This is a genomic window from Pseudomonas sp. AP19 (genome assembly GCF_001728855.1).
Lineage (GTDB): Bacteria > Pseudomonadota > Gammaproteobacteria > Pseudomonadales > Pseudomonadaceae > Aquipseudomonas > Aquipseudomonas fluorescens.
The window spans coordinates 14,553-37,031 of sequence record NZ_LXJP01000043.1 but is presented as its reverse complement, the minus strand read 5'-3'; the positions used below and the strand labels follow the sequence as shown (position 1 = coordinate 37,031).

At 58.2% G+C, this 22,479-nt stretch carries 23 protein-coding genes and 1 tRNA gene; 10 read left to right on the top strand and 14 right to left on the bottom strand.

Annotated features, from left to right (window positions below; translation table 11 throughout):
• Nucleotides 1-160: 160 nt before the first annotated feature.
• A tRNA-Arg gene (locus A7D21_RS24670) sits at nucleotides 161-237 on the top strand.
• 71 nt (nucleotides 238-308) lie between these two features.
• On the opposite strand, the gene A7D21_RS24665 is transcribed toward A7D21_RS24670, so the two are convergent.
• The 7 genes from A7D21_RS24665 to A7D21_RS24635 form a co-directional block, all read right to left on the bottom strand.
• Nucleotides 309-572: a hypothetical protein gene (locus A7D21_RS24665; protein ID WP_069552891.1), complete on the bottom strand. Its 264-nt coding sequence runs from the start codon at nucleotides 570-572 to the stop codon at nucleotides 309-311.
• On the bottom strand, nucleotides 572-3,283 hold the full coding sequence (locus A7D21_RS24660) for a phage tail tape measure C-terminal domain-containing protein (protein ID WP_069552890.1): 2,712 nt from the start codon (nucleotides 3,281-3,283) through the stop codon (nucleotides 572-574). The genes A7D21_RS24665 and A7D21_RS24660 overlap by 1 nt, the downstream gene beginning before the upstream one ends.
• Before the next feature lie 82 nt (nucleotides 3,284-3,365).
• A complete protein-coding gene (locus A7D21_RS24655) occupies nucleotides 3,366-4,556 on the bottom strand; it encodes a phage major capsid protein (RefSeq protein ID WP_069552889.1) in 1,191 nt (396 codons plus the stop codon).
• A 1,880-nt stretch (nucleotides 4,557-6,436) separates the two neighbouring features.
• Nucleotides 6,437-6,841 (bottom strand): helix-turn-helix domain-containing protein, encoded by a 405-nt coding sequence (locus tag A7D21_RS24645; protein ID WP_069552887.1) that lies wholly within the window; start codon nucleotides 6,839-6,841, stop codon nucleotides 6,437-6,439.
• A gap of 64 nt (nucleotides 6,842-6,905) precedes the next feature.
• Complete coding sequence (locus A7D21_RS34645; RefSeq protein WP_083272231.1) at nucleotides 6,906-7,112, bottom strand: helix-turn-helix domain-containing protein; 207 nt, start codon at nucleotides 7,110-7,112, stop codon at nucleotides 6,906-6,908.
• Between the two features lie 44 nt (nucleotides 7,113-7,156).
• Nucleotides 7,157-7,474, bottom strand: coding sequence for a hypothetical protein (locus A7D21_RS24640; RefSeq protein ID WP_069552886.1), 318 nt, complete (start codon nucleotides 7,472-7,474; stop codon nucleotides 7,157-7,159).
• A complete protein-coding gene (locus A7D21_RS24635; protein ID WP_256556277.1) occupies nucleotides 7,471-7,689 on the bottom strand; it encodes a helix-turn-helix domain-containing protein in 219 nt (72 codons plus the stop codon). The genes A7D21_RS24640 and A7D21_RS24635 overlap by 4 nt, the downstream gene beginning before the upstream one ends.
• A 171-nt stretch (nucleotides 7,690-7,860) precedes the next feature.
• On the opposite strand from A7D21_RS24635, the gene A7D21_RS24630 reads away from it, so the two are divergent.
• Nucleotides 7,861-8,412, top strand: a complete 552-nt coding sequence (locus A7D21_RS24630; protein ID WP_069552885.1) for a hypothetical protein — start codon at nucleotides 7,861-7,863, stop codon at nucleotides 8,410-8,412.
• Here A7D21_RS24630 and A7D21_RS24625 read toward each other — a convergent pair whose 3' ends face one another.
• A complete protein-coding gene (locus A7D21_RS24625; RefSeq protein ID WP_069552884.1) occupies nucleotides 8,413-9,627 on the bottom strand; it encodes a site-specific integrase in 1,215 nt (404 codons plus the stop codon).
• A 398-nt stretch (nucleotides 9,628-10,025) separates the two neighbouring features.
• Entirely contained in the window at nucleotides 10,026-10,334 is a 309-nt protein-coding gene (locus tag A7D21_RS24620; RefSeq protein ID WP_053257591.1) for a hypothetical protein, read from the bottom strand.
• 666 nt (nucleotides 10,335-11,000) lie between these two features.
• Here A7D21_RS24620 and A7D21_RS24615 point away from each other — a divergent pair.
• Complete coding sequence (locus tag A7D21_RS24615) at nucleotides 11,001-12,392, top strand: MFS transporter (RefSeq protein WP_069552883.1); 1,392 nt, start codon at nucleotides 11,001-11,003, stop codon at nucleotides 12,390-12,392.
• Between the two features lie 61 nt (nucleotides 12,393-12,453).
• On the opposite strand, the gene A7D21_RS24610 is transcribed toward A7D21_RS24615, so the two are convergent.
• The 4 genes from A7D21_RS24610 to flgA all read right to left on the bottom strand — a co-directional run bounded on the left by A7D21_RS24610 (nucleotide 12,454) and on the right by flgA (nucleotide 15,049).
• Nucleotides 12,454-13,203, bottom strand: a complete 750-nt coding sequence (locus tag A7D21_RS24610) for a flagellar brake protein (protein WP_053257589.1) — start codon at nucleotides 13,201-13,203, stop codon at nucleotides 12,454-12,456.
• A gap of 96 nt (nucleotides 13,204-13,299) precedes the next feature.
• A complete protein-coding gene (locus A7D21_RS24605; RefSeq protein WP_053257588.1) occupies nucleotides 13,300-13,770 on the bottom strand; it encodes a flagella synthesis protein FlgN in 471 nt (156 codons plus the stop codon).
• Between the two features lie 48 nt (nucleotides 13,771-13,818).
• Complete coding sequence (gene flgM / locus A7D21_RS24600) at nucleotides 13,819-14,142, bottom strand: flagellar biosynthesis anti-sigma factor FlgM (protein ID WP_053257587.1); 324 nt, start codon at nucleotides 14,140-14,142, stop codon at nucleotides 13,819-13,821.
• Nucleotides 14,143-14,284: 142 nt separating this feature from the next.
• Nucleotides 14,285-15,049, bottom strand: coding sequence for a flagellar basal body P-ring formation chaperone FlgA (flgA, locus tag A7D21_RS24595; RefSeq protein ID WP_053257586.1), 765 nt, complete (start codon nucleotides 15,047-15,049; stop codon nucleotides 14,285-14,287).
• Between the two features lie 82 nt (nucleotides 15,050-15,131).
• Between flgA and A7D21_RS24590 the strand changes: the two genes are divergently transcribed.
• Nucleotides 15,132-16,064, top strand: a complete 933-nt coding sequence (locus tag A7D21_RS24590; protein ID WP_053257585.1) for a chemotaxis protein CheV — start codon at nucleotides 15,132-15,134, stop codon at nucleotides 16,062-16,064.
• A 44-nt stretch (nucleotides 16,065-16,108) separates the two neighbouring features.
• On the top strand, nucleotides 16,109-16,936 hold the full coding sequence (gene cheR, locus A7D21_RS24585) for a protein-glutamate O-methyltransferase CheR (protein WP_053257584.1): 828 nt from the start codon (nucleotides 16,109-16,111) through the stop codon (nucleotides 16,934-16,936).
• A gap of 90 nt (nucleotides 16,937-17,026) precedes the next feature.
• On the opposite strand, the gene A7D21_RS24580 is transcribed toward cheR, so the two are convergent.
• Nucleotides 17,027-17,812, bottom strand: coding sequence for a hypothetical protein (locus A7D21_RS24580; RefSeq protein ID WP_069552882.1), 786 nt, complete (start codon nucleotides 17,810-17,812; stop codon nucleotides 17,027-17,029).
• A 329-nt stretch (nucleotides 17,813-18,141) separates the two neighbouring features.
• Between A7D21_RS24580 and flgB the strand changes: the two genes are divergently transcribed.
• The 5 genes from flgB (at nucleotide 18,142) to A7D21_RS24555 (ending at nucleotide 22,425) form a co-directional block, all read left to right on the top strand.
• Nucleotides 18,142-18,549, top strand: coding sequence for a flagellar basal body rod protein FlgB (gene flgB / locus A7D21_RS24575; protein ID WP_053257582.1), 408 nt, complete (start codon nucleotides 18,142-18,144; stop codon nucleotides 18,547-18,549).
• 3 nt (nucleotides 18,550-18,552) lie between these two features.
• Nucleotides 18,553-19,005: a flagellar basal body rod protein FlgC gene (gene flgC / locus A7D21_RS24570; protein WP_017138385.1), complete on the top strand. Its 453-nt coding sequence runs from the start codon at nucleotides 18,553-18,555 to the stop codon at nucleotides 19,003-19,005.
• A 16-nt stretch (nucleotides 19,006-19,021) separates the two neighbouring features.
• Nucleotides 19,022-19,753 (top strand): flagellar hook assembly protein FlgD, encoded by a 732-nt coding sequence (gene flgD, locus A7D21_RS24565; protein ID WP_053257581.1) that lies wholly within the window; start codon nucleotides 19,022-19,024, stop codon nucleotides 19,751-19,753.
• 31 nt (nucleotides 19,754-19,784) lie between these two features.
• A complete protein-coding gene (gene flgE, locus A7D21_RS24560) occupies nucleotides 19,785-21,095 on the top strand; it encodes a flagellar hook protein FlgE (RefSeq protein ID WP_053257580.1) in 1,311 nt (436 codons plus the stop codon).
• A 196-nt stretch (nucleotides 21,096-21,291) separates the two neighbouring features.
• Nucleotides 21,292-22,425: a hypothetical protein gene (locus A7D21_RS24555; RefSeq protein ID WP_069552881.1), complete on the top strand. Its 1,134-nt coding sequence runs from the start codon at nucleotides 21,292-21,294 to the stop codon at nucleotides 22,423-22,425.
• The last annotated feature ends 54 nt before the right edge of the window (nucleotides 22,426-22,479 follow it).

Sequence of the window (22,479 nt, the reverse complement as noted above, 5' to 3'; positions counted from 1 at the left end):
GATAGCGCTCAGGGGCCCGTGGTTGCGGGACGAAACCGACATTCTCTGAACAAGGATCGGCCTACACTCAAAAAGCCTACGGACGACATGACAAAACCCACCTCGGCCGTTAACATGCACGCCGTCCGTCGCCGCGCCTTAGGCCTGATGGCTGACATTTGTCCCAGTAGCTCAATTGGATAGAGCATCCCCCTCCTAAGGGGAAGGTTGGCCGTTCGAACCGGCCCTGGGACACCATATAAAATGGGCTTCTGCACGGTTTTCTACGCCAGCAGCAGAGGCCCATACCAGCAGGCTACCAGCGCCAGCTACTTGACCACCTGCAGCGCCGCCGACGCATCATCCGCCCACTGGCCCATCACTGCCTCATACCTCCGCATTCGAAATAGCAGTTCGGTATCTGCCGGGCCTTCATGCAGCGTTGCAGCGGTGACGCGCGCCATAAGGCACAACATCTCTGCGTTTCGTTCCCGCATTTGCTTGCCGGCGCCCGTGCAGAGCTCGGGCGCGAGTGCTTTTCTGATCAGCGCCGCCAATTGATCAGCAAGCGCCACTCTCGTTTGAACGTCCATTATCGCCTCCACAGGACGCCGCCTTGGCGGGTCTCCCGGTCAATCACACGCACTACCATCTGCTCCATGGCGGCGGTAGCTGATTCGCTTGTGCGCTTGGTGTCAGCCTCTGATGCGCCTGGCTGCGCCTGGACTGTTACCTGCATATTGAATATCGGCTGAACCGGCGCCGCCCCTCCCGTGCCTTCGCCCGCGCCAATCATTGCCGGCCTGCCGTTGCTGTTGGCCTCAAGGCTGCCCGCGCCGATCTGCGCATACGGCTGGGCATTGTTCAGGCCGCTGTCGATCCTGGACAACATGGCGTCGAGCTTGGCGCTTGTCTGGGCGGTCGTCACGCGCTCGCCCTCTTGAAGGAACCAAGTGCCGTCCTTCGGTACCGAATCGATACCATCGTGAGCCATACCCGCCAGCGCGGTCATGCCGACCGCCGAGGCCAGGGGTCCGGTTACTGCCATGGCAGTGGCCATCGCAGCTGGCGCTGCGGCCGGGCCAATGATTGGAATGCCGGCGGTGGCGGCGTAGGCATTGAGGCCAGCCGTCAGGGACATGGCTTGCGCATTGGCGCCGAGGGTGCCGGCGGCGCTTGCCTGTGTGGTCTTGCCTACCAGCAGTTGCACGCCTTGATAGATCAGCCATTGGGCAGCCATATCACTCAGCGCGTTCAGCATCGACTTGGCGAAATTGCCCACCATGTCGCCGAGCGCGTCATCCGCGTCCTCGGCGTTGCTGGCCACGTCCGAGAAGAATGTCCCAAGTCCGCTGGTGCCTTCTTGCAAGGCTGTATTTGTGATGTCCGCCGCCTGGGTGGAGTAGTCGCGGCCGGCGGCGGCGTAGTTGGCCCAGGCCTCGTTCACCCCGTTCATCCAGTTGGCCTGGGCCTCATCGAGCATTGCGTAATACTGGTGCTGGTAGCCGATGCGCTCATCGAGAGCGGCCTTGAGGACCGCCGTCTGGCTGGCGTACATCTCGTCGCTGATGTTCTTGGCCTGGAGCTGCTCGTTGAGGTTGGCCACATCAGTCGCGTATTTCTGTTGCAGTGCCAGGTCGGCGCGCATCCGGTCGCGGGCCTTGTCGCCCATCCCGATCCCGGACAGTTCCTGATTGAAGCCGTCCTTAATGGTCTGAGTTCCAACATCCTGGGCACTCTTGAACGCCGACAGCTTGAGCGCGTCTTCGTTGGCCTTCTGGATCTCTTTGAGCCTGTCCAGCTCGGTGGCCATCCCCATGAGCTCTTTCTTGCGCGCTTCGCTCAGGTTGCCAAGTTTCCCCTCCTGCAGCTCGAAGGAAAGCTTCATCACTTCCGTGGCGTCTTTCTGTTTGTCGCCCGTGGTGTTGATGAGCGCAATCTGGCGCTTGTAGCCTTCCTCGGTTGTCTTGAATGCATTGTCTAGCGTCTTCTGCGCGGCCTCGGCGGCCTTATCCGGGCCGTTCTTGCCGAGTAGGCCGGTAATGCTGGTGGTTGGCAGCGTGGTCGCCGGCGCCTCTGGGGCGTCCGACTTGCCGGCATCCCATCCCATTTGCTTGGTATAGCGCTTGTACTGATCCAGCTTCGCCTCGGCGTCACGCTGGGCGGCTTTCCAGTCCTTGTTCAGCAGCGCGTCACCAACGTACAGCGACGGATCGGTCGCGAACTTGCCCATCGGGCCGGAGGCGTTGTTGTACGCGGCCAGGTTGTCGACCAGTTCCTGTTGCTTGGCAACGCCGGCTAGGTGGCGGTCCTTGTCGGAGCCGAACGCCGAAGCCTTGAGCACCTGGTACTGGTTGATCAGGCTCTGTACATCCGCCGGCAGGCGGGCTATGCCCTGGGCGGCGGCCCCCGTTATCTTGAGCACCATAGCCGCCAGGTCGGTCATACCCTGCTGGAACTCGGGGTCGGTGACGATGGCGTGTAGCGAGTCCATCGAGTCTTGCAAGGGACTGATATCAACGCTGGCCAGGCCGGCGGCGAACTCGTTTTTCAGTCCACGAGCTTGGTCTTCCATGTCCTTCAGCAGGTCATAGGTCTTGGTCAGGGCGTCGATCTGTTTCTGATCCATCGCGATGCCGTAGTCACCGGCCTGCTTGGCCAGCTTGCGGAACCCTTCGGCGTTGTTGTCCAGCAGCGGCAGCATCCGCGACAGGTCGTTGCCGAGGCTCTCCAGGATGTTGATCTTTTCTGCCTGGGTGCCGACGTTCTCCAGGCCCTTGGCGATCGCCAACAGTTGCTGATCTGGCGAGAGGGTGGCCAGGGCCTTGGCCGACAACCCCAGCTTGTTGAGCGCGTCTACCGCTTCGCCGCCGTTGGTGATCAGCACGTCACCGATCTTGTCACCTATGTCCTTGAAAATATCGGCCATGTTGTCGCCGGACAGGCCCGCGCGCTCGGCGGCGTACTGCCATTCCTGGAGTGACCGTGTGTTCATGCCCAGCGACTTGGCCCAGCGCTGCGTCTCTGCCGTGGCCTCGGCGGTCTGCTTGAGCATCGCCAGAGAGGCGGCGCCCGCTGCGGCTGTGCCAGTCACCAACCCGGCGACGGCGGTGCCCACGATCTTACCGGCCTGCTGGGCAGAAATACCCATTCGGTCGAAGGCTCGATCCACGACTCCCAAGTTGCCGTCAATTTTACTACTTGCGCCGGCGACGGCGCGGTCTGCGCGGCTCAGTTCGCCACGTAGCTGTTGTGTCGTCGCTTCAATGCGAACCAGCATTCCTTGGATATCAGTGTCAGCCATGGTTTCACCCGATCCTTAAAATCTGAAACGAAAAAGGCCCGCGCCGAATTGTCGGGCGAGCCTTAACGCATAGCCGGCTTAATTAGCCGCCGGCGGGTGGAGTGATGTTGACCGACCGCACTGCACCGGTGGAGAAGACCGCCAGCCCGGCGCGCAGCTCTGCCAGCAGGGTGACCATATTGCTGGTGAAGTTGTTGCCGTCTTCGCGACTTAGCATCAGCGTCGGCTGTTCGCGGTCGAGCATCGCGACTTGGGATGTGTCCAGGAGAAGCACGGTGCCCGCCGGCATCGAACCGGACGTGATCAGTGGCACGCCCCACAGAACTGGCGGCGCCGGATCGCGCGGAGAGCCCAGCACGTATTGGCCGTCAGCATCGCGCTCGCTGGAGATATTGAACCAGTCGTTCGGATTCATGATGATCAGGCGCGCTTGCCAGCCGCTAGTCTTCATGGCGGTAACTGCCTGGCCGATTGCATCTACGGGCAGGAGAGTGCCGACGACAGTGTGCGGTACGGCGTAACCCAGCAAGCCTTTAATCTTGCCCTTACCACCAGGGCCTGAGATCAAGCGGGCTTCCAGCTTCTCCAGCAAGCCATAGTCCAGAAGGTTGCCTATCTGCTGGCCCAGGGCCGGGGTGTCGTCCAGCACCTGCTTCGACGCTCTGGTCCAGTGCGCGACGGTGGCGATATTGGCGGTTTCCAGCTCCGCGTCGATCTTGCTTTCCGCCTTCTGCTGGCCTTCCTCCTCCTGCTCGGTAGCATTGTTCACATAGTCTTTGAGCTGCATATACTCAAAGGTGCTCGAGGTCGCCGGCAGCGACGGAAGGTAGTCCAGCAAGGAGAGGTCACGGCGCGGGTCATTATGCAACCCTGGCTGGCGCTGGGCGGTGGCGTAGTAGCTGGTGGAGCCCGTTACGCCCTGGCCCGCGTTGGTCAGTGCCTTGATGCTTACGCTATCGACGGTGACGCGGCCAGTTGTCGGCCCGCCAGACTTCATTGCGGCGAATTGGCCCGACTTGGTGAACTCCTCGGCCATCTTGCCAACCGCGTCATCGCCACCCGCCGTAACGGTGCTGCCACGGCGCTGACCCTTCTGTTCCAGGTCTTGCAGGCGGTCTTTAAGGGCGGTGATTTCTTTTACAGCGTTCTCGCTGAAATTCTTGATTTCAACGTCGCGGGACTGGAGCTCTTTGAGGATCAGGTCCTCGATTTGATCGCCGCCGCTTTTGGTTTTCAGCTCACGGCGGGCGTTATTGCTCAAAGCGTTAATCATGATGATGGCCTTTATTTCCGGAATGGGGGACGCGCGTTGTCCACGCTGGGTGCGTGATTCTTGCGCTGATGCTTGCTTTCGCGTCCCGCCGGACTCGCTCCGGAACTGGCCTCATCTGTCATCGCACAGCCTCGCGCCGTCGATGATTTCAAAGTTGTCGCGTCGGTGGCAGTTGGCCTCACCGACAAGCCAATTCTAACCGCCCAGCTCTTTAACGCAAGCATAAAGCGGAGCCGCCACGGCAGAAGGCGGCGAACAACATGGTCTGGGACAAGTCCAGTGAATTGCACGGCGAGTGACCTGGGCACTCCAGCCGATCGGAGGTGCCGTTCAAGCGCCCTAAGGCTGGGAATATCTCGTTTCATGTGGGGATCCTGAATTTTTAATTTCGCGGGTGCATGAAAAAGGCCAAGGGGACGGTCTAGCTACCATGGGGCCCAGACTTTCGACCCTCCCCCTCCCGATAGATGGGAATCGCTCTCATTCTTCTGGTCCGGACTGGTTTCCCCTTGCTTTTCTGTTTTCTGCGCTGGGCAACGCCATCTCGGTGGCTATCACGTCCTCTCGAACGCCTCTGTCCAGGGCGCGCTGTGCGTCTCGCACCATCGAGCGAATGGCTTGGTCTTCAAACCTTCCCGCCATGATCGAAGCCTTGAGCGCAATCCGGGCAGCGAGCGCCCTGGGGAAGGGCGCACGCGCTGGGCGGCTGTAGTCGTTCTGTGTCATCTCAAACCTCGCGTATGGTTCTTTCGGTCAAACGCTGCGAGCCCTAGTGGTCGTGGCTTTCAGCGCAATGTCATAGATTTTGTGTAATGGCTCGGCAATGGCTTCAAACCTCCATAAACACAATTTGTGGATGCGGGGTGCAGGCGCCGCACCCCGTGGCCTGTAGCGGAATCTGTGAATCTTGGAATCTAGCGCCCGTCTGTTCGGGATCTGCTCAAAACGCCTTCCGATCTAACTTTCTAGTCCTCGCAGCTGGTGGATCATGGCCTCGCCTGCACGCCATACGCCCCGTGGCCTGTAGCGATAAGCGCTTGCACGCCCATCAAAAGCGGGTCAATGCAGCAATGGCGCAAATCTGCTCCATCACCAATTCCCTCAACTTGAGGAAAACCCACCTGCCGAGGTGTGAGCAGATGTGCTCACATCCGAGTGCATCTCCCGGCTGCTTAACGGTGCTCTAACGGGTTGTTAACGTTAAAGCCGGGGTATCGTTTCCAGGCACGACACCCAAGGTTTTACGAGCGATCCGTAAAAGTGATCCAGGCTCACAATTAGGGGGCCTCAGTTCTGAGGACACCCGCGCCCACGGACTAACAGGGAAGTAACGGTGCGATCGTTACTTGTCCGTTACCCAGCGCCAGCACCGAGATGTGTCCAACTTTGGATGCATCTACCCCCGCAGGATCTGCACCCCGTATCTGGCTCACAACTGAGCTACCCAACGTCATCACTTCAGGATTGCTCTCGACGCGCTTAAACGGCGCTCTCTCAGCGTGATAGATCAGATCCTTTCGCACCTCTTCTGCACACGGTCGGCACATACCGATCAATGTCCAGGGAAGCCACTCAACCACAAGGAAGTGGTAGCCCCCTGCACGCTTGCACTGGCCTGCATAACCATGGCTGCAGCGCATCTGTTTGTAGGTTTGTGGTGCCATGTAATAAACCCCGGTGGTGGTAATTTAATAAGGGTGGGATTTTTTCCGTTTACACCCCCCCTCTGGAGGCCCCGGTTTCATTGAGTGGTAGTGGGATTTTTTCCCAGTACCCCTCTATGCGCCCATCACAACCGGACGCAACGGGACGATTAACCGGTGATGACTGGGATTTTTTCCCACTACCAAGCGGAAAAAATCCCACCGGAGAATTCGAAATCAGACGAACTTGAAGGTCGGCGGTCCTGGCCCGACTTCGAGGTCTTTCCCAGGGCAATCGTCTATGGCCGCCCAGGTGATCGCGTAAAGTGCACAACGCGCTCTTCCGTGCTCGCGCCCTCCCTTCTGGTTTTCCCTAGTGCGAACGATCAGGCCGGCCTCTATCAGCTCTGCAAGTGCTGACGCGAGCGTCTTGGCGTCCATCCCCTTGCCCTTTGCCATGGTCGACGTTGTGCAGGACAGATCGCCGTTGTTGCGGCCGTTGTAGTTCCTGCCCAGCTTGATGAGCACGGCTATCGCTTTGGGCGACAGGTTGTCGAAGGCTGGATGCACAAGCAGTCGGTAGGGCAGGGCGAGCACCCGCCCGCCGCCGAAGTCGACCTTGTGTTTTTTGACTCTGGCCATTACTCAGCTCACAGGCTGGCCGCGAGACTTCCACCAGCGGTGGAAGCCCTTGGCACTATTCAAATCAGGATGGCTCGCTGGCCAGAACGTACAGACCAACCCGATGCGGCCGGCGGCCTGGCTCGGTGGTCTTGTAGATCCATTCCGTTTTGATTGAATACCCGTGGTTGCGCAGCCATCGAACGGACGAAGGCGGGTGAACGATATCGAGAGTCTGGGCCGCGTCGATTGTCGACACTGGCCCTTTCCGAAGGGCGCCAGCAAGACGCATTGCCTGTGCTTTCGTACAGTGATTGTCAGCGTTATGAAGTTCTGTCACGATTGTTTCCTCGCTTTGGTGCTATCCAATGCTGCTTTACCCTGGGGGCGCGCCAACGCCTCCAGAGTTTCACCCTCTAACTGCACTTCGCTTTTGAGCCAAGCCCCTCGGCGGGAGAGTGCATCAGCAACAATCGACAAGCCTCGCATAAGTCCGTCAATACGGAATCCATCTAAGGGCCTGTTCTCCCCCTCGCCCTCCTGTGCCACTAAGTCATCTACCACCAACCTGGATACGGTCGTAATGAACACGGCGGAATCCTCCATAAGCTCGCTTGTCAACTGATTGCTCAGCAATGACGCTAATCTGCTCATCTTGCGTTCTCCCTTGCCACTCGGTTAATCCAGATCTCCAGCTCGCGAACCAAGATCATCCGGCGCTTACCCGCCTTGAATGACAGGAGTTCGCCAGCGGCAATGGCCTTGTAAATTCCGCTGCGACTATGCGCCGTCATCTTGGCGGCCTCATCAGGCCCAACCACCAGGATTGGCGCTTGCGGGGTTTCTGTTTTGGTTGCGTTCTGGTCCACGATTCTCTCCTGCTGGCGATGGTGTATTGCCAGATGTGGCCACCATAACTGACACTAAAATCGCGTGTCCACATTTTTCTTACACGTATCGACACGTGGCGAGACACGTTGACAAATATGGACGCTGTGACATCCTCCACCCACCTCCATACGTCACCACTGAGAACTCAAATGGCAAAGCCCGCCCCCAACAGAGCCAAAGCTGAAACTCTATCGTTGCGCATATCGCCTAACTTGAAGTTCGGCTTGGAGTTGCTTTCGCGGCTGGAAGAGCGATCTTTAACAACCGAGGTTGAAAAGGCACTGGGTGAATTGTTCGACAGGACGCCGGTGGATGTCGGATATTTAGGAACGGCTACGATTGAGAACAATGGAAGATTCGAGGAAATATGTTTCTTCGAGCTTATGACACTTATTTATTCAATTGATGCACCGACCCGACTTATGCGGACAGCAGTTTTGCTGCCGAGAACATTGACCCAGAGGGAGATTGCTCTACTCGACCTGGCTGCCGACCAGCCGCAACTTTTCGGCGAAGTACCGAACTATTTCTCTTTAAATATCGGCCACGAAGATCTAATTGCGGAAGTGATGAAAGAGTACTGCAAGTTCAATCAGCCTCTTGATCTGATTGCTTTGCGACGTAACTGGCAGGCACTAAACGATGCGGTGGATTACGCTCTAGATAACGGTCGGTACCCAGAAAAAATAATGCTTGTGTAGTCACCCGATTAGTTCTACAGCCGCTGCTTTAGTCCCCGGCGCCAGGTGAGCGTAACGAAGGGTCATCTTGATGTCCGAGTGGCCCAGCAGGTCGCGCACGGTGTTGAGCGGCACGCCCGCCATCACCAGGCGTGAAGCGAAGTCGTGGCGCATATCGTGCCAGCGAAAGCCCTGGATCTCGGCGCGCTCAAGTAGCTTGAGCCAGGCGCTTTTCACGTCCTCCATACGCCCGCCGCCCTGGCCGGCGAACACGTAGCCCACGCCATCGCCCTGTTTTTGCCATTCCTGCAGCGTGGCAAGGGCTTCTTTGTTGGCGGGTATGTGTCGCGTTTCGCTGGTCTTGGCGGTGGCGCCCACCACGGTGATCGTCTTGGTGGCTAAGTTCACATCCGACCACTTGAGGCTGAACAGCTCCCCGCGGCGAACGCCAGTGTTCAGCGCCAGCAGGATCATCGGCTTTAGGTGATCGGTGAACGTAACCGCGCGCAGATCCTCCAGCGGCTGCCGATCGCGTTCCTGGCGCCACTTGTTGGCGCTGTCCCTCTCTACGCGCATCTGTTCCTGGCGAGCGTCCAGGGCGCCGCGCAGGCGCTCAGCCTCATCCGTCGACAGATACCGTACCTGGCCCTTTGAATCGACCTTGAGCTGTTTCAGACGATCCAGCGGGTGTTCGCTGATCAGCCCCCACTCAGCCGCGCGACTGAATACGCCGCTGATGGTCCCCATCTTGCGATTTGCGGTCGCCGGTTTGTTCCCGCCGGTGAGCCAGGAGGTGCGTACCAGCTCGAGGTCGCGCCCGGCTATTTCGTTGAGCCGGCGGGCCATGATCGAGGAAAAGTTGTTGTCCAGGGTGTGCAGCGTTTTGTCGTAGCCCTTGTGGTGGGCCTTGAACCACGGCAAATAGGTGTCGTCGAGGAATTCGCGCAGGGTAGGGGTGTTCGCGTTGCGGCGGTTCTGAGTGACCGCCAGCGGTTCGCCGTGTTCGTGCGCGTCCGCCAGGTAGCGGGCGACCTCTGTTCTGGCTTGGGCGAGCGTCAGGGTGCCAACGCGGCCCAGGGACCGCTCGCGGTTGCGTGCCCAGGAAACCATATACGCCATGTGCCCGCTCGGCTGCACCCTGATAAACAGGCCTGGCTGGTCCGTATCGAAGACACGATAATGCTTCTCCTGGGGCTGGAGGCTGTTGATGAGTTTCTGAGTGATCTTGGCTTTCATGTCCGTACCAGCAGGCTACCAGCAGAATGCACAGTACCAGCCAGTTTTGGAATACACAACCACACGCTAGACCCCAGTAACTGCGGGCTTAGGCCCGTATCCATTGGGCTTTGTTTGACCCTCCTAAGGGGAAGGTTGGCCGTTCGAACCGGCCCTGGGACACCATATAAACAAAGACCTCCAGCCGTTTCTGTTGTTGTCGTTGAGTGCTCGTGCATAGCGGGTGCAACAGAAATGGTACAGGCAGCAAAAAGCCCCGTTGAGCCACGTGCTCATGGGGCTTTTTTTTGTCAGCGTTTTAAGCAAGCCCCTTAAGCAGCCTCATCAACGCCTGCCGGTCGGTGGTCCGGAGGCGACGCAGCAAACGCCCCGTCACCCATCGTGACGGAGCTGCGTGCTCAGTCGTTGATGTCCAACTCGAAGGAGGAGTTGAGCGTGGTGCCGGTGATTGAGTAAGACGCGACAGAAGTATCGGCGCTTCTGTAGGTGAAGTTGTCGCCCGAGTCGTGGTTTGGCCCGCCCTGAACGTAGGCTCTCGCCCAGCAGGAGGCGCCCTCGGGAACATTTTGCTCACGAAGGTTGACCTTCGCAACGCCACCGGCGGTGGTCATCTCGGTTCTATCGGGAGGGCATTCGCCGCCGTCCCATTCGACCCTGAAGCTTGAGGCGAAACCTGCTCTGTTATGAAACTCGACGAGATAAGGCACGCTATTTTCCTTTCATAAGTTTGGGTGTTTCTTAATCGTCATATCTCGCCTCTTCCAAGACGAAATGACGACAGCATGAGCATTGCTGTAGGTGCACGAACCAGCACCCGCCCGGCGCATCACGCTGGGTTGGTTCTGAGCCGTTTTCTCATGGTCGCCAAGCAAAACGCAGGACAACGCTCATAATCTGAAACGTTGTGATCGCGGAGCCGTCCATGGGAGGTATTTCCTTTAGTCATTGCTAGCAGAACGAGTAGCGACATCCCTGCCATCGCTACTCGATTACGAGGCTAGCCGTCTTTCACGAATGCGCGCCTTGGTGACTAGACTCGTTGGTTATAAAGGGGTGACCAAGACAAGGAATCGAACCGGCCGTGGGGCGCCAGATTCGTGGCTCCTCTAAAAAGTCCTGCGCAGATTGCTCTGGCGGGGCTTTTTTGTGCGTGCTTGACGAACACCGGTCGAACCTTGCCGGTGATCAGCGTTCACAGCAGGTGCGTGGTTATTTATCGCAACCTTTGTACCTTGCAACCGGCCAGGCAGCGTCTGAGCTATTAAGCAAAATATTCCCGGAAAACAGCCTTTATCGCCTGTCCGGGCCTGGTAACACCGGACTATCATTCCGATAGCCCTGTCCCTCACTGCAAGGAGCCGCTCGGAACGCCGATGCGCCAAATCTGGAAATCTTTTCGAGCCCTTTATTTCGCCTCCTTGATGATGTTGATCGGGTCCGGCCTGCTCAGTACTTACCTTGCCTTGCGCCTGGCGGCCGACCATGTCGACAGTTTATGGGTGGGTGCGCTCATGGCGGCCAACTACTTTGGCCTGGTGCTGGGTGGCAAGATCGGTCACCGCCTGATCGCCCGGGTCGGGCACATTCGTGCATATGCCACCTGCGCCGGGATTGTCGGTGCGGCGGTGCTCGGGCATGGCCTGATCAACTGGCTGCCGGCCTGGATCGTGCTGCGGATGATTGTGGGTCTGGGCATGATGTGCCAATACATGGTCATCGAAAGCTGGCTCAACGAGCAGGCGGATGCCAAGCAGCGAGGCGTGGTGTTCAGCGGCTATATGATCGCGTCCTACCTGGGGTTGGTGTTGGGTCAGTTGATCCTGGTGATGCACCCCGAGCTCGGTCTTGAATTGCTGATGCTGGTCGCTTTGTGCTTTGCGTTGTGCCTGGTGCCCGTGGCCATGACGCGACGGATTCACCCAGCGCCCCTGCATCCCGCCCCGATGGAACCGCGCTTCTTTATCAAGCGGGTGCCACAGTCGCTCAGTACGGTTTTGGGCGCGGGGTTGATCGTGGGTTCGTTCTACGGTTTGGCGCCGCTCTACGCCTCACAGCAGGGGCTGACCACTGAGCAGGTCGGTCTGTTTATGGGTAGCTGCATTTTCGCCGGTCTGCTGGTGCAATGGCCGTTGGGCTGGTTGTCGGACCGTTATGACCGGGCCTTGTTGATTCGCTGCTTTGCCTTGTGTCTGGCGGTGGCGGCGTTGCCGTTGGCGGTGATGACCCACGTGCCTTTGGAAGTGCTGTTCGTGGCTGGGTTCTTGTGTTCGCTGGTGCAATTCTGCCTGTACCCGCTGGCGGTAGCGTTTTCCAACGACCATGTTGAGGGTGATCGCCGAGTGTCGCTGACGGCCATGTTGCTGGTGACTTACGGGGTTGGTGCGAGTGTCGGGCCACTCTTGGCCGGTGTGGTCATGAAGCTGTTCGGCAGCCACATGCTGTATGCGTTTTTCAGCCTGTGTGCGTTGATTCTGGTCTGGCGTATCCGGCCGAAAGCGGTGACCAACCTGCATCAGGTGGATGATGCGCCACTGCACCACGTGGCGATGCCCGACAGCATGTCCAGCTCGCCGCTGGTCGCGTGCCTGGACCCTCGCGTGGACGAGGCGGTGGTGCAGGAGCAGATGCAGACCGTGGTGCCTGACCCGGAACCGGAGCCTGAAGCGGATCCGCAGTCGCCAGCCGATGAACCGGCGTTCGAAGGGCCGCCGGAGCCGCTCGGCCCAGACGACCATCCTCACGATCTGAGCAGGGCGCGCCCCTGATAGCAAAAACGGGCAGATCCCATCAGGATCTGCCCTTTTTTTTTGCCGCGATCGTTAAGGCTTAAAAATCGTCGTCCTTGTCGAACCGCCGCGCTTCGCGCTGTAGCTGGTACACAAAACGTTCCACCTGGCGCTGCACCAGCCCGCTCATGTTGTGGAAGCGCACGCCGGCGAAGGTGGTGTTGATCTTGTCTTCGAAGTGCAGGTAACGCAGTTCGACGGAAGTGGTCATGCTGCCGAAGGGCAGGGCGGCGATAAAGCGGTCATAGACCTGGCCCAGCTGCAGGCGTTCGGAAATATCCCCTTCAAAGCGCAACTTGCAGCCAGTGGCGGATATATCCAGCAACTTGCCGCTGATGGGCGCCTTGAGTTTTTCGCCACCCAGTTCGATGTTGACCAGTTGCGCCAGCTTCAACGCGGCCCGGAAGGCATTGCGGCGCTGATGGTAGACCACCTCGGCAGGCATGCTGCCGGTGTAGATGCGATGGCCGTCTTTTTCGCTGATGGTCAGCGTGCCATTGCTTTCCCAAGCGACGCGCACACCTTCATGGAAGCCTTCGATACGGAACGGCTCACCATTCTCGAGATAACGTTCACCGTCACGGGGGATCATTTCGTCCAGCGCCAGTGTCTTGCTGTCCCGGTCAACGGCCACCAGGTAGCTCTGGAAGCGCTGACTGCGTTCGTGGAAGGTGATGATCAGCGGATCATGACTCTCTTGCAGCATCCGTAATGTGCTGGCGATTTCCAGAGGCGTGGTGAGCACCTTGGGTGGCTGCGGAGCATCTTCCGCATTAAGGGCGTTGAACACGGTTCTTCCATCTCCAGACAAAATACGACTACACGCAAGAACCGGCATTTTGCCAGCATGTTGCGCGCCTTGGATAGGGCGCGCTGTAAACCGGCGTCAGGCTTGGCTGCGGGTGCTTGGCTTGACCAGACGTGAGGTGGAACCTTGGGCGTTATAAAGCGCCGGAGGTTCTCCACCGTGAAGTATACGCAGCTGGTTGGCGGTCGTAGCTTGCTGAAGCTGGATCGACTGGCCATTGAGCAGGTTGGCTTCCTGGCACTGGGCGAGTAACTGATTGAGTGCGGTGCTCTGCGCCAGCAACTGATCGCCAACCGAAGAATGGCTGGCCAGTTGTGCGAGGCCGTCGTGATCAGCCGGCAGGCCAAGGCTGATGAGAATTTCGCTGCGCTTCTTGCCATGCTGCTCCAGCAGCACGATCAGCGACTGCTTGCGCGCCAGAATTTCTTCCAGCAAGCGCATGTCCCGGCCGTACAGGGCCAGGGATTCTTCTTTGAGCAGCTCGAGCAACTGTTGCGTCGGCGCCAGATCATCAATGATCAGTTGGAGCAAATGTTCGTCGTGGTGCATGGCTGGCCTTGGGGTTTAAGCGTCCAAAAGCCCTGCGCAGGCCTTTGCCTAGCGCTCGGCTTCGAAGTTAAGCAGCTTGCTGGCTACACGGTTGCTGTCGACTTTATAGCTGCCATCGGCGACCGCCTGCTTCAATTCGGCCACGCGGGCTTTATTGACAACGGGTTGATCGCGCAGCGAGTCAGTGACCTTCTGCAACTGTTGAGCCTCATTGCTCAGGTGTACCGATTCCCCACTCTGGCTGGCGCCGGCCTGTTCTGCCTTGGCGGGCAGGGGCTGGGCTTTGGCCTCTACGCTGTCCTTGGCACCACTGGTGCGCGTATTGCCGGGCAAAGCCGGGGTGTTATTCAAACGACTGAAATCAATGACCATGATAAAAAAACCTCTGGGTATTTGGACGCTTGCCATGTTTTCGGCCATACCCGAACAAACTTTAGGTTCGATTGACAATAAACCTGCACAGGCCGACATCCAACGCACAGTGTAGGAAAAGCTGGCGTTTGATACCAGTGATCTATAACGCCACCTCAACTTGGCCTGGTGCAGTCACCTGCGCCTTGATGACACGGTTGGAATTGAGGTTCTTGACTCGAATCTGTTCGCTCATGCCGCCGTTGGACAGCGCCTCGCCCGGCATCTTGACGGTCAGCCCGCCACTGCTGGCGGAAATCACCACCTGGTCGCCCTTGCGAATCACTTCAGCCTGTTCCAGGTGGACCAATGTGATGACCTGATCGGTCACCATTGGTCGGGTCAGTTTTTGCCCGACCGCCTGATCCAGCGAGGTGAGGTAGCCCTGATTGATCAGGCTGATATCCCGTTCGCGCAGGGCGACGTCTTCAAAACCGATGATACCCGTGCGTTTGAGCGGGCGAGTGACCACCACGACATCGCGAAACAGTTTGACCTGTGCCGGCACGAACACGGTCCAGGGCGATGCACCTTCGCAGCGCACCTTTACCGTCACGCGGCCGATGGGCTGGGCGGGGCTTTCCAGTGAGGCCGTCAATTCCTTGTCGCACATTGGCATGCGCAGGCGCGGGTCTAACGGGTTGACTTGGATTTCATAACGCCCAGGTGTCTGTGTGGTCGCCAGATAATCTTCTACAGTGAACTCAAGAAAGCCTTGAGTGACGCCGATAAGGAGATCAGGCAAGGTGACGTTATCTGCACGTGCCGTGACGCCCGAGCCCAAGGCGAGCAGTGCCATCGAGACGCAGAGCAATCTGCTATACCGTGGGAGGCGAAGGCGTCGGGAAACTGTCGTTATAAGGTTCATAAATCAATAAATAGCAAAGCTCGTGCCGTTTAGTGTTGGGTACGCGTCGTACCCCCAAAGGTTTTAGCGTAGGAGTCTGGGCATGGCAGGAGTAATGGATTCAGTAAACCAGCGCACACAGCTGGTAGGGCAGAATCGCCTGGAGTTGTTGCTTTTCCGCCTGGATGGCAAACAGCTGTACGGCATCAATGTGTTTAAAGTGCGGGAAGTGTTGCAGTGCCCCAAGCTCACCATAATGCCCAAATCCAGCCCTGTGGTCTGCGGCGTGGCCAACATTCGTGGCGCGACCATACCGATTCTTGACTTGGCCCTGGCCACGAGTTCCGCCGGTCTGCAGGACCGCGAGAACCCGTTCGTGATCATCACCGAGTACAACACCAAGACCCAGGGTTTCCTGGTGCGCTCGGTGGAGCGCATCGTCAACATGAACTGGGAGGAGATCCATCCGCCACCCAAGGGCACCGGGCGCGATCACTACCTCACGGCGGTGACGCGGGTCGATAACCAGTTGGTGGAAATTATCGACGTGGAGAAGATCCTCGCCGAAGTGGCCCCTACCTCGGAATCGATTTCGGTGGGTGTCGTGGACGCCGAGACCGCGCACAAGGCGATTTCCCTGCGTGTGCTCACGGTGGATGACTCCTCGGTGGCACGCAAACAGGTGAGCCGCTGCCTGCAAACCGTCGGTGTTGAAGTGGTGGCGCTCAACGATGGTCGCCAGGCCCTGGATTACCTGCGCAAGCTGGTGGATGAAGGCAAGAAGCCGGAAGAAGAATTCTTGATGATGATTTCCGACATCGAGATGCCAGAAATGGACGGCTATACCCTGACGGCCGAGATACGTAACGATCCACGCATGCAAAAATTGCATATCATCCTGCATACTTCGTTGTCGGGCGTATTCAATCAGGCGATGGTCAAGAAAGTCGGTGCCGATGACTTTTTGGCCAAATTCCGTCCTGATGACCTGGCATCCCGGGTTGTCGACCGGATCAAGGCAGCAGATCACAGCTAGGAGGATTTCCTCCTGGCGGTCACACGATTTAAGAGGCGGTATCATTGTCTACGGGTAATTTGGATTTCGAACAGTTCCGGGTCTTCCTGGAAAAAGCCTGTGGCATATTGCTTGGTGAAAACAAGCAATACCTGGTATCCAGCCGTCTCAACAAGCTGATGGAACAGCAGGGCATCAAGTCCCTGGGTGAGTTGGTTCAGCGTATTCAGGGGCAGCCACGCAGCGGGCTCAAAGAAATGGTGGTCGATGCGATGACCACCAATGAAACCTTATGGTTTCGCGACACCTACCCTTTCGAAGTGCTCAAGAGCAAGGTGCTGCCGGAGGCCATCAAGGCCAGCCCGGGCCAGCGGCTGCGAATCTGGTCGGCTGCCTGCTCTTCGGGGCAGGAACCGTATTCGATTTCGATGTCCATCGACGAGTTCGAGCGGACCAACATGGGGCAACTGAAGGCCGGCGCGCAAATTGTCGCCACCGATCTGTCCGGCACGATGCTCACCAATTGCAAAACGGGTGAGTACGACAGCCTGGCCCTGGGCCGTGGTTTGTCCCAGGAACGCCTGCAGCGTTACTTCGACTCCAAAGGCGCGGGGCGTTGGGCCGTCAAGGCGCCCATCAAGAGCCGGGTGGAGTTTCGTTCGTTCAACTTGCTCGACAGCTACGCCAGCCTGGGCAAGTTCGACATGGTGTTCTGCCGCAACGTGCTGATCTACTTTTCGGCGGAAGTGAAGAAGGACATCCTGTTGCGCATTCACGGCACGCTCAAGCGCGGCGGTTACCTGTTCCTCGGGGCGTCCGAGGCGTTGAACGGCCTGCCGGATCATTACCAGATGGTGCAGTGCAGCCCCGGCATCATTTACCAGGCGAAGTGATGGGGGGTTGAGTCAAAACAAACGGGAGGCCCGCAAGGGCCTCCCGTTTTTCATGGGCTCAAAGTAGGGGTGCCGACGGCTCGGAGTGACTCAGGGCCTGGCGATCATTCGGATATTGCCCAGGGAAAGACGATGAATCCCGTTGGGTACCTTCGCATTGAAAATGCCTAGACGGACGTCGCCCGTCAGGGGCGCCGTGAATGTCCCTGTCCCGGTTTGCCGCTGTGCGCTGGTAATGTTCTGTACGTCGGTGCCGATCCGGCTGCCATTTATCGTCATGTACAGGGTCGAGCCGTCACTGGTGGCCATACCGCCAATGACCTCGAAGCTGCAATCGTACGTGCGCCCTGCAATCACCGGCACTGCGCGGGAAATGATGTGGGCACTGGTTGCTTGGCTGTTGGGGATGTCGGCCACCACGCTGCCATTGCTAATACGCAGCAACCCGCCGACGTAAGGCCCCTGAGGTACCCAGCCTTGGAAAGTGCCATCGCTGAAATCCCATACGGTGGTTGGGGTGGGGGGGACGACGACGGGGCCTTTATTAATGCTCACCGTCGCGGTCGGCGCGGAAGAAATGACCCTGTTACGGCTGATGCGCAACAGTAGTTGTACGTAGTTGCCTATGTTGGCTTCAACAAACGCCCGGGGTATCGAAATGTTGAGAGAGGGCGCATCTGCCCCTACCTCAAAGCTTTGGTTGTACACGCCGCCGGTGATGCTGCTGCTCATGTTTACATTGATGAAATCGGCTCGCAGCACGGGAATAGCGGAGGTCAATTCTGCGTAGTTACCCACCAGCAGGTTGGTGTTCAGGTTCGGGATCGGCTGGGCTGTGTCTTGTAACTTGAAGCCGAGGGTCGGGATGGTCAGCATGTAGAGCCTCTGCGCTATTCAGGAAAGGGTGTCCGCGCAATCAAGCATCCGGGGCGGCAGGCTCCGCAACTGTCAGAAATGACAGTGCGGACCAACGGTCAGGCCTGCCGGTACCCTCGATGTCCTCCTCTGCACCATTGCCGCCCATGTGTAAAAGCGGCAACCGCGGTTGCCGCTTTCCTGGCGCCACGCGGAAGTTCGTTGCCGCTTTTCTGGCATTGCCGCCGGCATTCCCCTCGCAAACCCTTGAATTACGGGCCTTGAACGAATTGGCATGCGCCTTGCTATAACCCAGATACGAAAAGCAGGTCAGCCTAAAGGTTTCCGCCATGAGCATCAGCTTCGATAAAGCGCTCGGTATCCACGAACAAGCCCTGGGCTTCCGCGCCCAGCGTGCTGAAGTCCTGGCCAACAACATTGCCAACGCCGATACCCCGAACTACAAGGCTCGGGACCTGGACTTCTCCGCTGTGCTCGCGGCGCAGCAGGACAAGACCAAGAACGGCACCTTTGCCTTGAACATGACCAACAGCCGTCATATTGAAGCGCAAGGCCTGGGCAGTGGTGACGAGTCGCTGCTGTATCGCACGCCGATGCAACCGTCGATCGATCAGAACACCGTGGATGCCCAACTTGAGCAATCGGCCTACGCCGAGAACTCGGTGAACTTCCAGGCCAGCTTCACCCTGCTCAACAGCAAATTCAAAGGGCTGATGTCAGCCCTGCGTGGAGAATAAGCCATGTCCCTAGCCAGTGTTTTCAATATTGCCGGCAGTGGCATGAGCGCGCAGACCACGCGTTTGAACACCGTCGCCAGTAACATCGCCAACGCCGAGACCGTGTCTTCGAGCATTGACCAGACTTACCGCGCCCGTCACCCGGTGTTCGCCACCATGTTCCAGGGCGGCCAGGCCGGCCAGAGCGGTAGCGGCGATTCGCTGTTCCAGAATCAGGATGCCGCAGGCCAAGGCGTGCAGGTACTCGGTGTGGTCGAAGACCAGAGCAACCTGGAGGCCCGTTACGAGCCTAACCACCCCGCCGCGAACGAAAAGGGTTACGTGTACTACCCCAACGTCAACGTGGTCGAGGAAATGGCCGACATGATTTCCGCCAGCCGCTCGTTCCAGACCAACGCGGAAATGATGAACACCGCCAAAACCATGATGCAGAAGGTCCTGACCCTGGGTCAGTGATAAGGGGCGCCAAATAATGGCCATCGTTGATACCACTTCTACACCCAACACGGCGGTTCAGGACCTGTTCAACACCAAGGTCAAGACCGCGACGGACAACAGCGGCCTCAACTCGGCTGCCAAGGCGGCCACGGGTAACCAGGCGCTGGGCAAAGATGCGTTCCTGCAGCTGCTGGTGACCCAACTGAAAAACCAGAACCCACTGTCGCCTCAGGACAACGGCGCGTTCGTGGCGCAGTTGGCGCAGTTCAGTAGCCTGGAAGGCATCAACACGCTGAACGACTCGGTGAATTCGATCTCCAGCAACTTCAGCTCCTCGCAGGCGCTGCAGGCGTCGTCGCTGGTTGGGCGTTCGATCATCACCCAGACCGATAAGGCGATGGTTGATACCAGCAAGAGCATGACCGGTTCGGTGGCGGTAACGTCGGCGACGGGCAACGTCTCCGTCAAGGTCACCGACAAGGACGGTAATGTGGTGCGCACCATCGATATGGGCACCCAGAGCGCCGGCGATTCCAGTTTTATCTGGGACGGCAAGAACGACAAAGGTGAGGTCGCGCCAGCCGGGACTTACACCTTCGCGGCCAGCACCAAGAATGACAAGGGCGACTCGGTTGCTCTGCTGACGTCGCTGCCGGCAACGGTGACCAGCGTGACGTTGAGCAAGACCGGCGGCGAAATGCTGCTGAACCTGGCTGGCGGCATGGGCAGCGTCAAGCTGTCGCAAATTCAGACTATCGGTACATAGAGCCGGCTCAATACGGCAGAGGGAGAGAAACATGTCTTTTAATATCGGCCTTAGCGGTCTCTATGCGGCCAACAAACAACTGGACGTCACTGGCAACAACATTGCCAACGTTGCGACCACCGGTTTCAAATCGTCCCGCGCGGAGTTTTCGGACATTTACGCGGCGTCCAAGCTCGGCACCGGCCAGAACAGTGTCGGCAGCGGTGTGAACCTGGCGGCAGTGTCACAGCAATTCACCCAGGGCGACGTCAACAACACCGGCGGTCTGCTGGACATGGCGATCCAGGGTGGCGGGTTCTTTGTGCAGAAGGGCAGCGACGGCTCGCTGGAATACACGCGCAACGGTTCGTTCCACTCGGATAAAGACGGCTATATCACCAACAATACCGGCACCTCGCGCCTGCAAGGCTACGCGGCGGACGCCGATGGCAATATCGTCAAAGGTGCACTGACCGACCTGCAATTGAACCTGTCGAACCTGCCGCCGAAGGCTTCCAGCAAGGTGGATTCCACCAGTAACCTGAACTCCTCGTCGCCGGTGATCGACCAAACGCTCAAGCCGTTCGATCCGACCGATTCCACCACCTTCAGCACCCAATACAACACCACGTTGTATGACACCCAGGGTAACGCCCACCCAATGGTGCAATACGTGGTCAAAACGGATTCCAACACCTGGAAGTCCTACACCCTGATCGATGGCCGTAACCCTGACGGTTCGGCACCTACCGGCACGGGTTCGACGCCTCCGGTCGCCTCGACATTGAGCTTCGACGGTTCCGGCAAACTCACCGGGATTATCACCGGTACAACCTCCAGCACCACCTTGCAGCTGACCGGTTGGGTGCCGGGCACCGTGACCAACGGTGTGTGGACCAAAAACGGTGCGAACGCCAACCCTGGCGGGATTGCCATTAACATGGCCAATATTACCCAGTACAACTCGGCCACTTACCGCAACCCGCCGGTCACCGATGGCTACGCCACCGGCCAGATCACCGGCCTGAGCATTGACGGTAACGGTGTGATGTTCGCCACCTTCAGCAACCAGCAGAGCAAGGCCATCGGCCAGCTTTCCCTGGCCAGCTTTAACAACGAGCAGGGCCTGCAGCCGGCGGGCGGCACGGCCTGGAAAGAAACCTTCGCATCGGGCCAGCCGGGTTACGACACCCCGCAATCCGGTACGCTGGGTTCGATCGTGTCCAAATCCCTGGAGAACTCCAACGTCAACCTGACCAACGAGCTGGTGGACCTGATCAAGGCCCAGAGCAACTACCAGGCGAACGCCAAGACGATCTCCACCCAGAGCACCATCATGCAGACCATCATTCAGATGACCTGATGCGTTAGCCCTGACGCGCAAGCGAAGCGAAAGCCCCTCAGTCGAGGGGTTTTTTTTGCCTGTCATTTGGCATTCAGCCCTTTTCTTACCCGCTGCCCGTTCGCCAGACGACACGCGCTGATTGGAACTGACTACATCGTTCTTTCCACACATCAAGCCGAAAGGCGTTGGATCCTGTCTTTAAAAGGGGCTTGGTATGTGGAATTCATCGGTGCCCGGCCATGGGGCTGGGGGCGTGCGTTATGACGTGTTAGGGGCAGGCCAGTATCTGGGCGGCGTAAGCCGAAAAGACCAAAAAAAGGATGATGTAGATACCCATAAGGACAAGGAGACGGTCACCCAGCTTCTCAAAGAGCTTGATGATGCAGAGAAGATGTTCAAGAGCCAGACCGCCCAAGACCTGCGTGACAAGCTGAATGAAAGGCGAAAGGCGCTGGGGGACGAGAAGTTCAAGGCGATCCTTGAACAGCTGAAAAAAGAAGCGTCTGAAGATTGGCTTGCGTTTTTGAAGAGGTTATTTCCGGATCTGTTTCCAGATGAGCAATCTTCCACACCTTCTCCACCCATTGGCAAAGGTAGTGGTAATGGCAGTGGGAGTGGGAATGGCAGTGGCGGATTTGATCGGGGTGGTTTTGGCTCGGTAGAGTCCATGAGTAATAAGCCTTTCACCGCAGGCGCCCATTACTCAAATTACAAGCTGGACAAGAGCAACCCTGGGACTAAGCCAGGAATGGGCAACGAGGCCGGCAATATCTGGTCTGGCTTCAGCCAGGGGCCGGACGGAAATTGCACCACGGTTGCAGCGATAAAGGCCGCAATGATGAAGTTCGGCAACAAACCAACTGACGTATTCATGGACGTTCAACCGAAAGGCGACGGCTTTAGCGTGAAGATGCGCGATGGGTTCGAGCTCGATTTGAGCAAAGCAGAATTGGTGCAGGCGGCGCAACAGGCCAGGTTCCAAGGAACGGATGCCGAAATGATCACCAACGCCAACTTCATGTACGCCGCCAGTGCCAAGCGGGCTCATATGGAGGGTAACGAAGGTTATGGTTATGGTAATGATCACAATGCCAAGAATAGCTATCAGGACGCATTGGTGAGTTTGAACGACGGTGAACGCCCCGATGAAGCGCTGAATCGCCTGGGGCTCAAAAACATGTACCGGAAATCCTCCAGTGATGAGCTTGCCTCGGGTGCATTGGGTGTTGTCGCGTATAAGGAACATACGATGGCGGTGATCGGAGGGCACACAGAGCTATGGGGTGGGCGAGGTGGTCGACCTGAGAGAGAGGATTGGTATTGGGGGGGAGCCTACGCATTTAAATAGCGCAGCAGCGGTGTACGCCCGGCAGTCAATTTAAAAAGCCCGTTAACCTTTCGG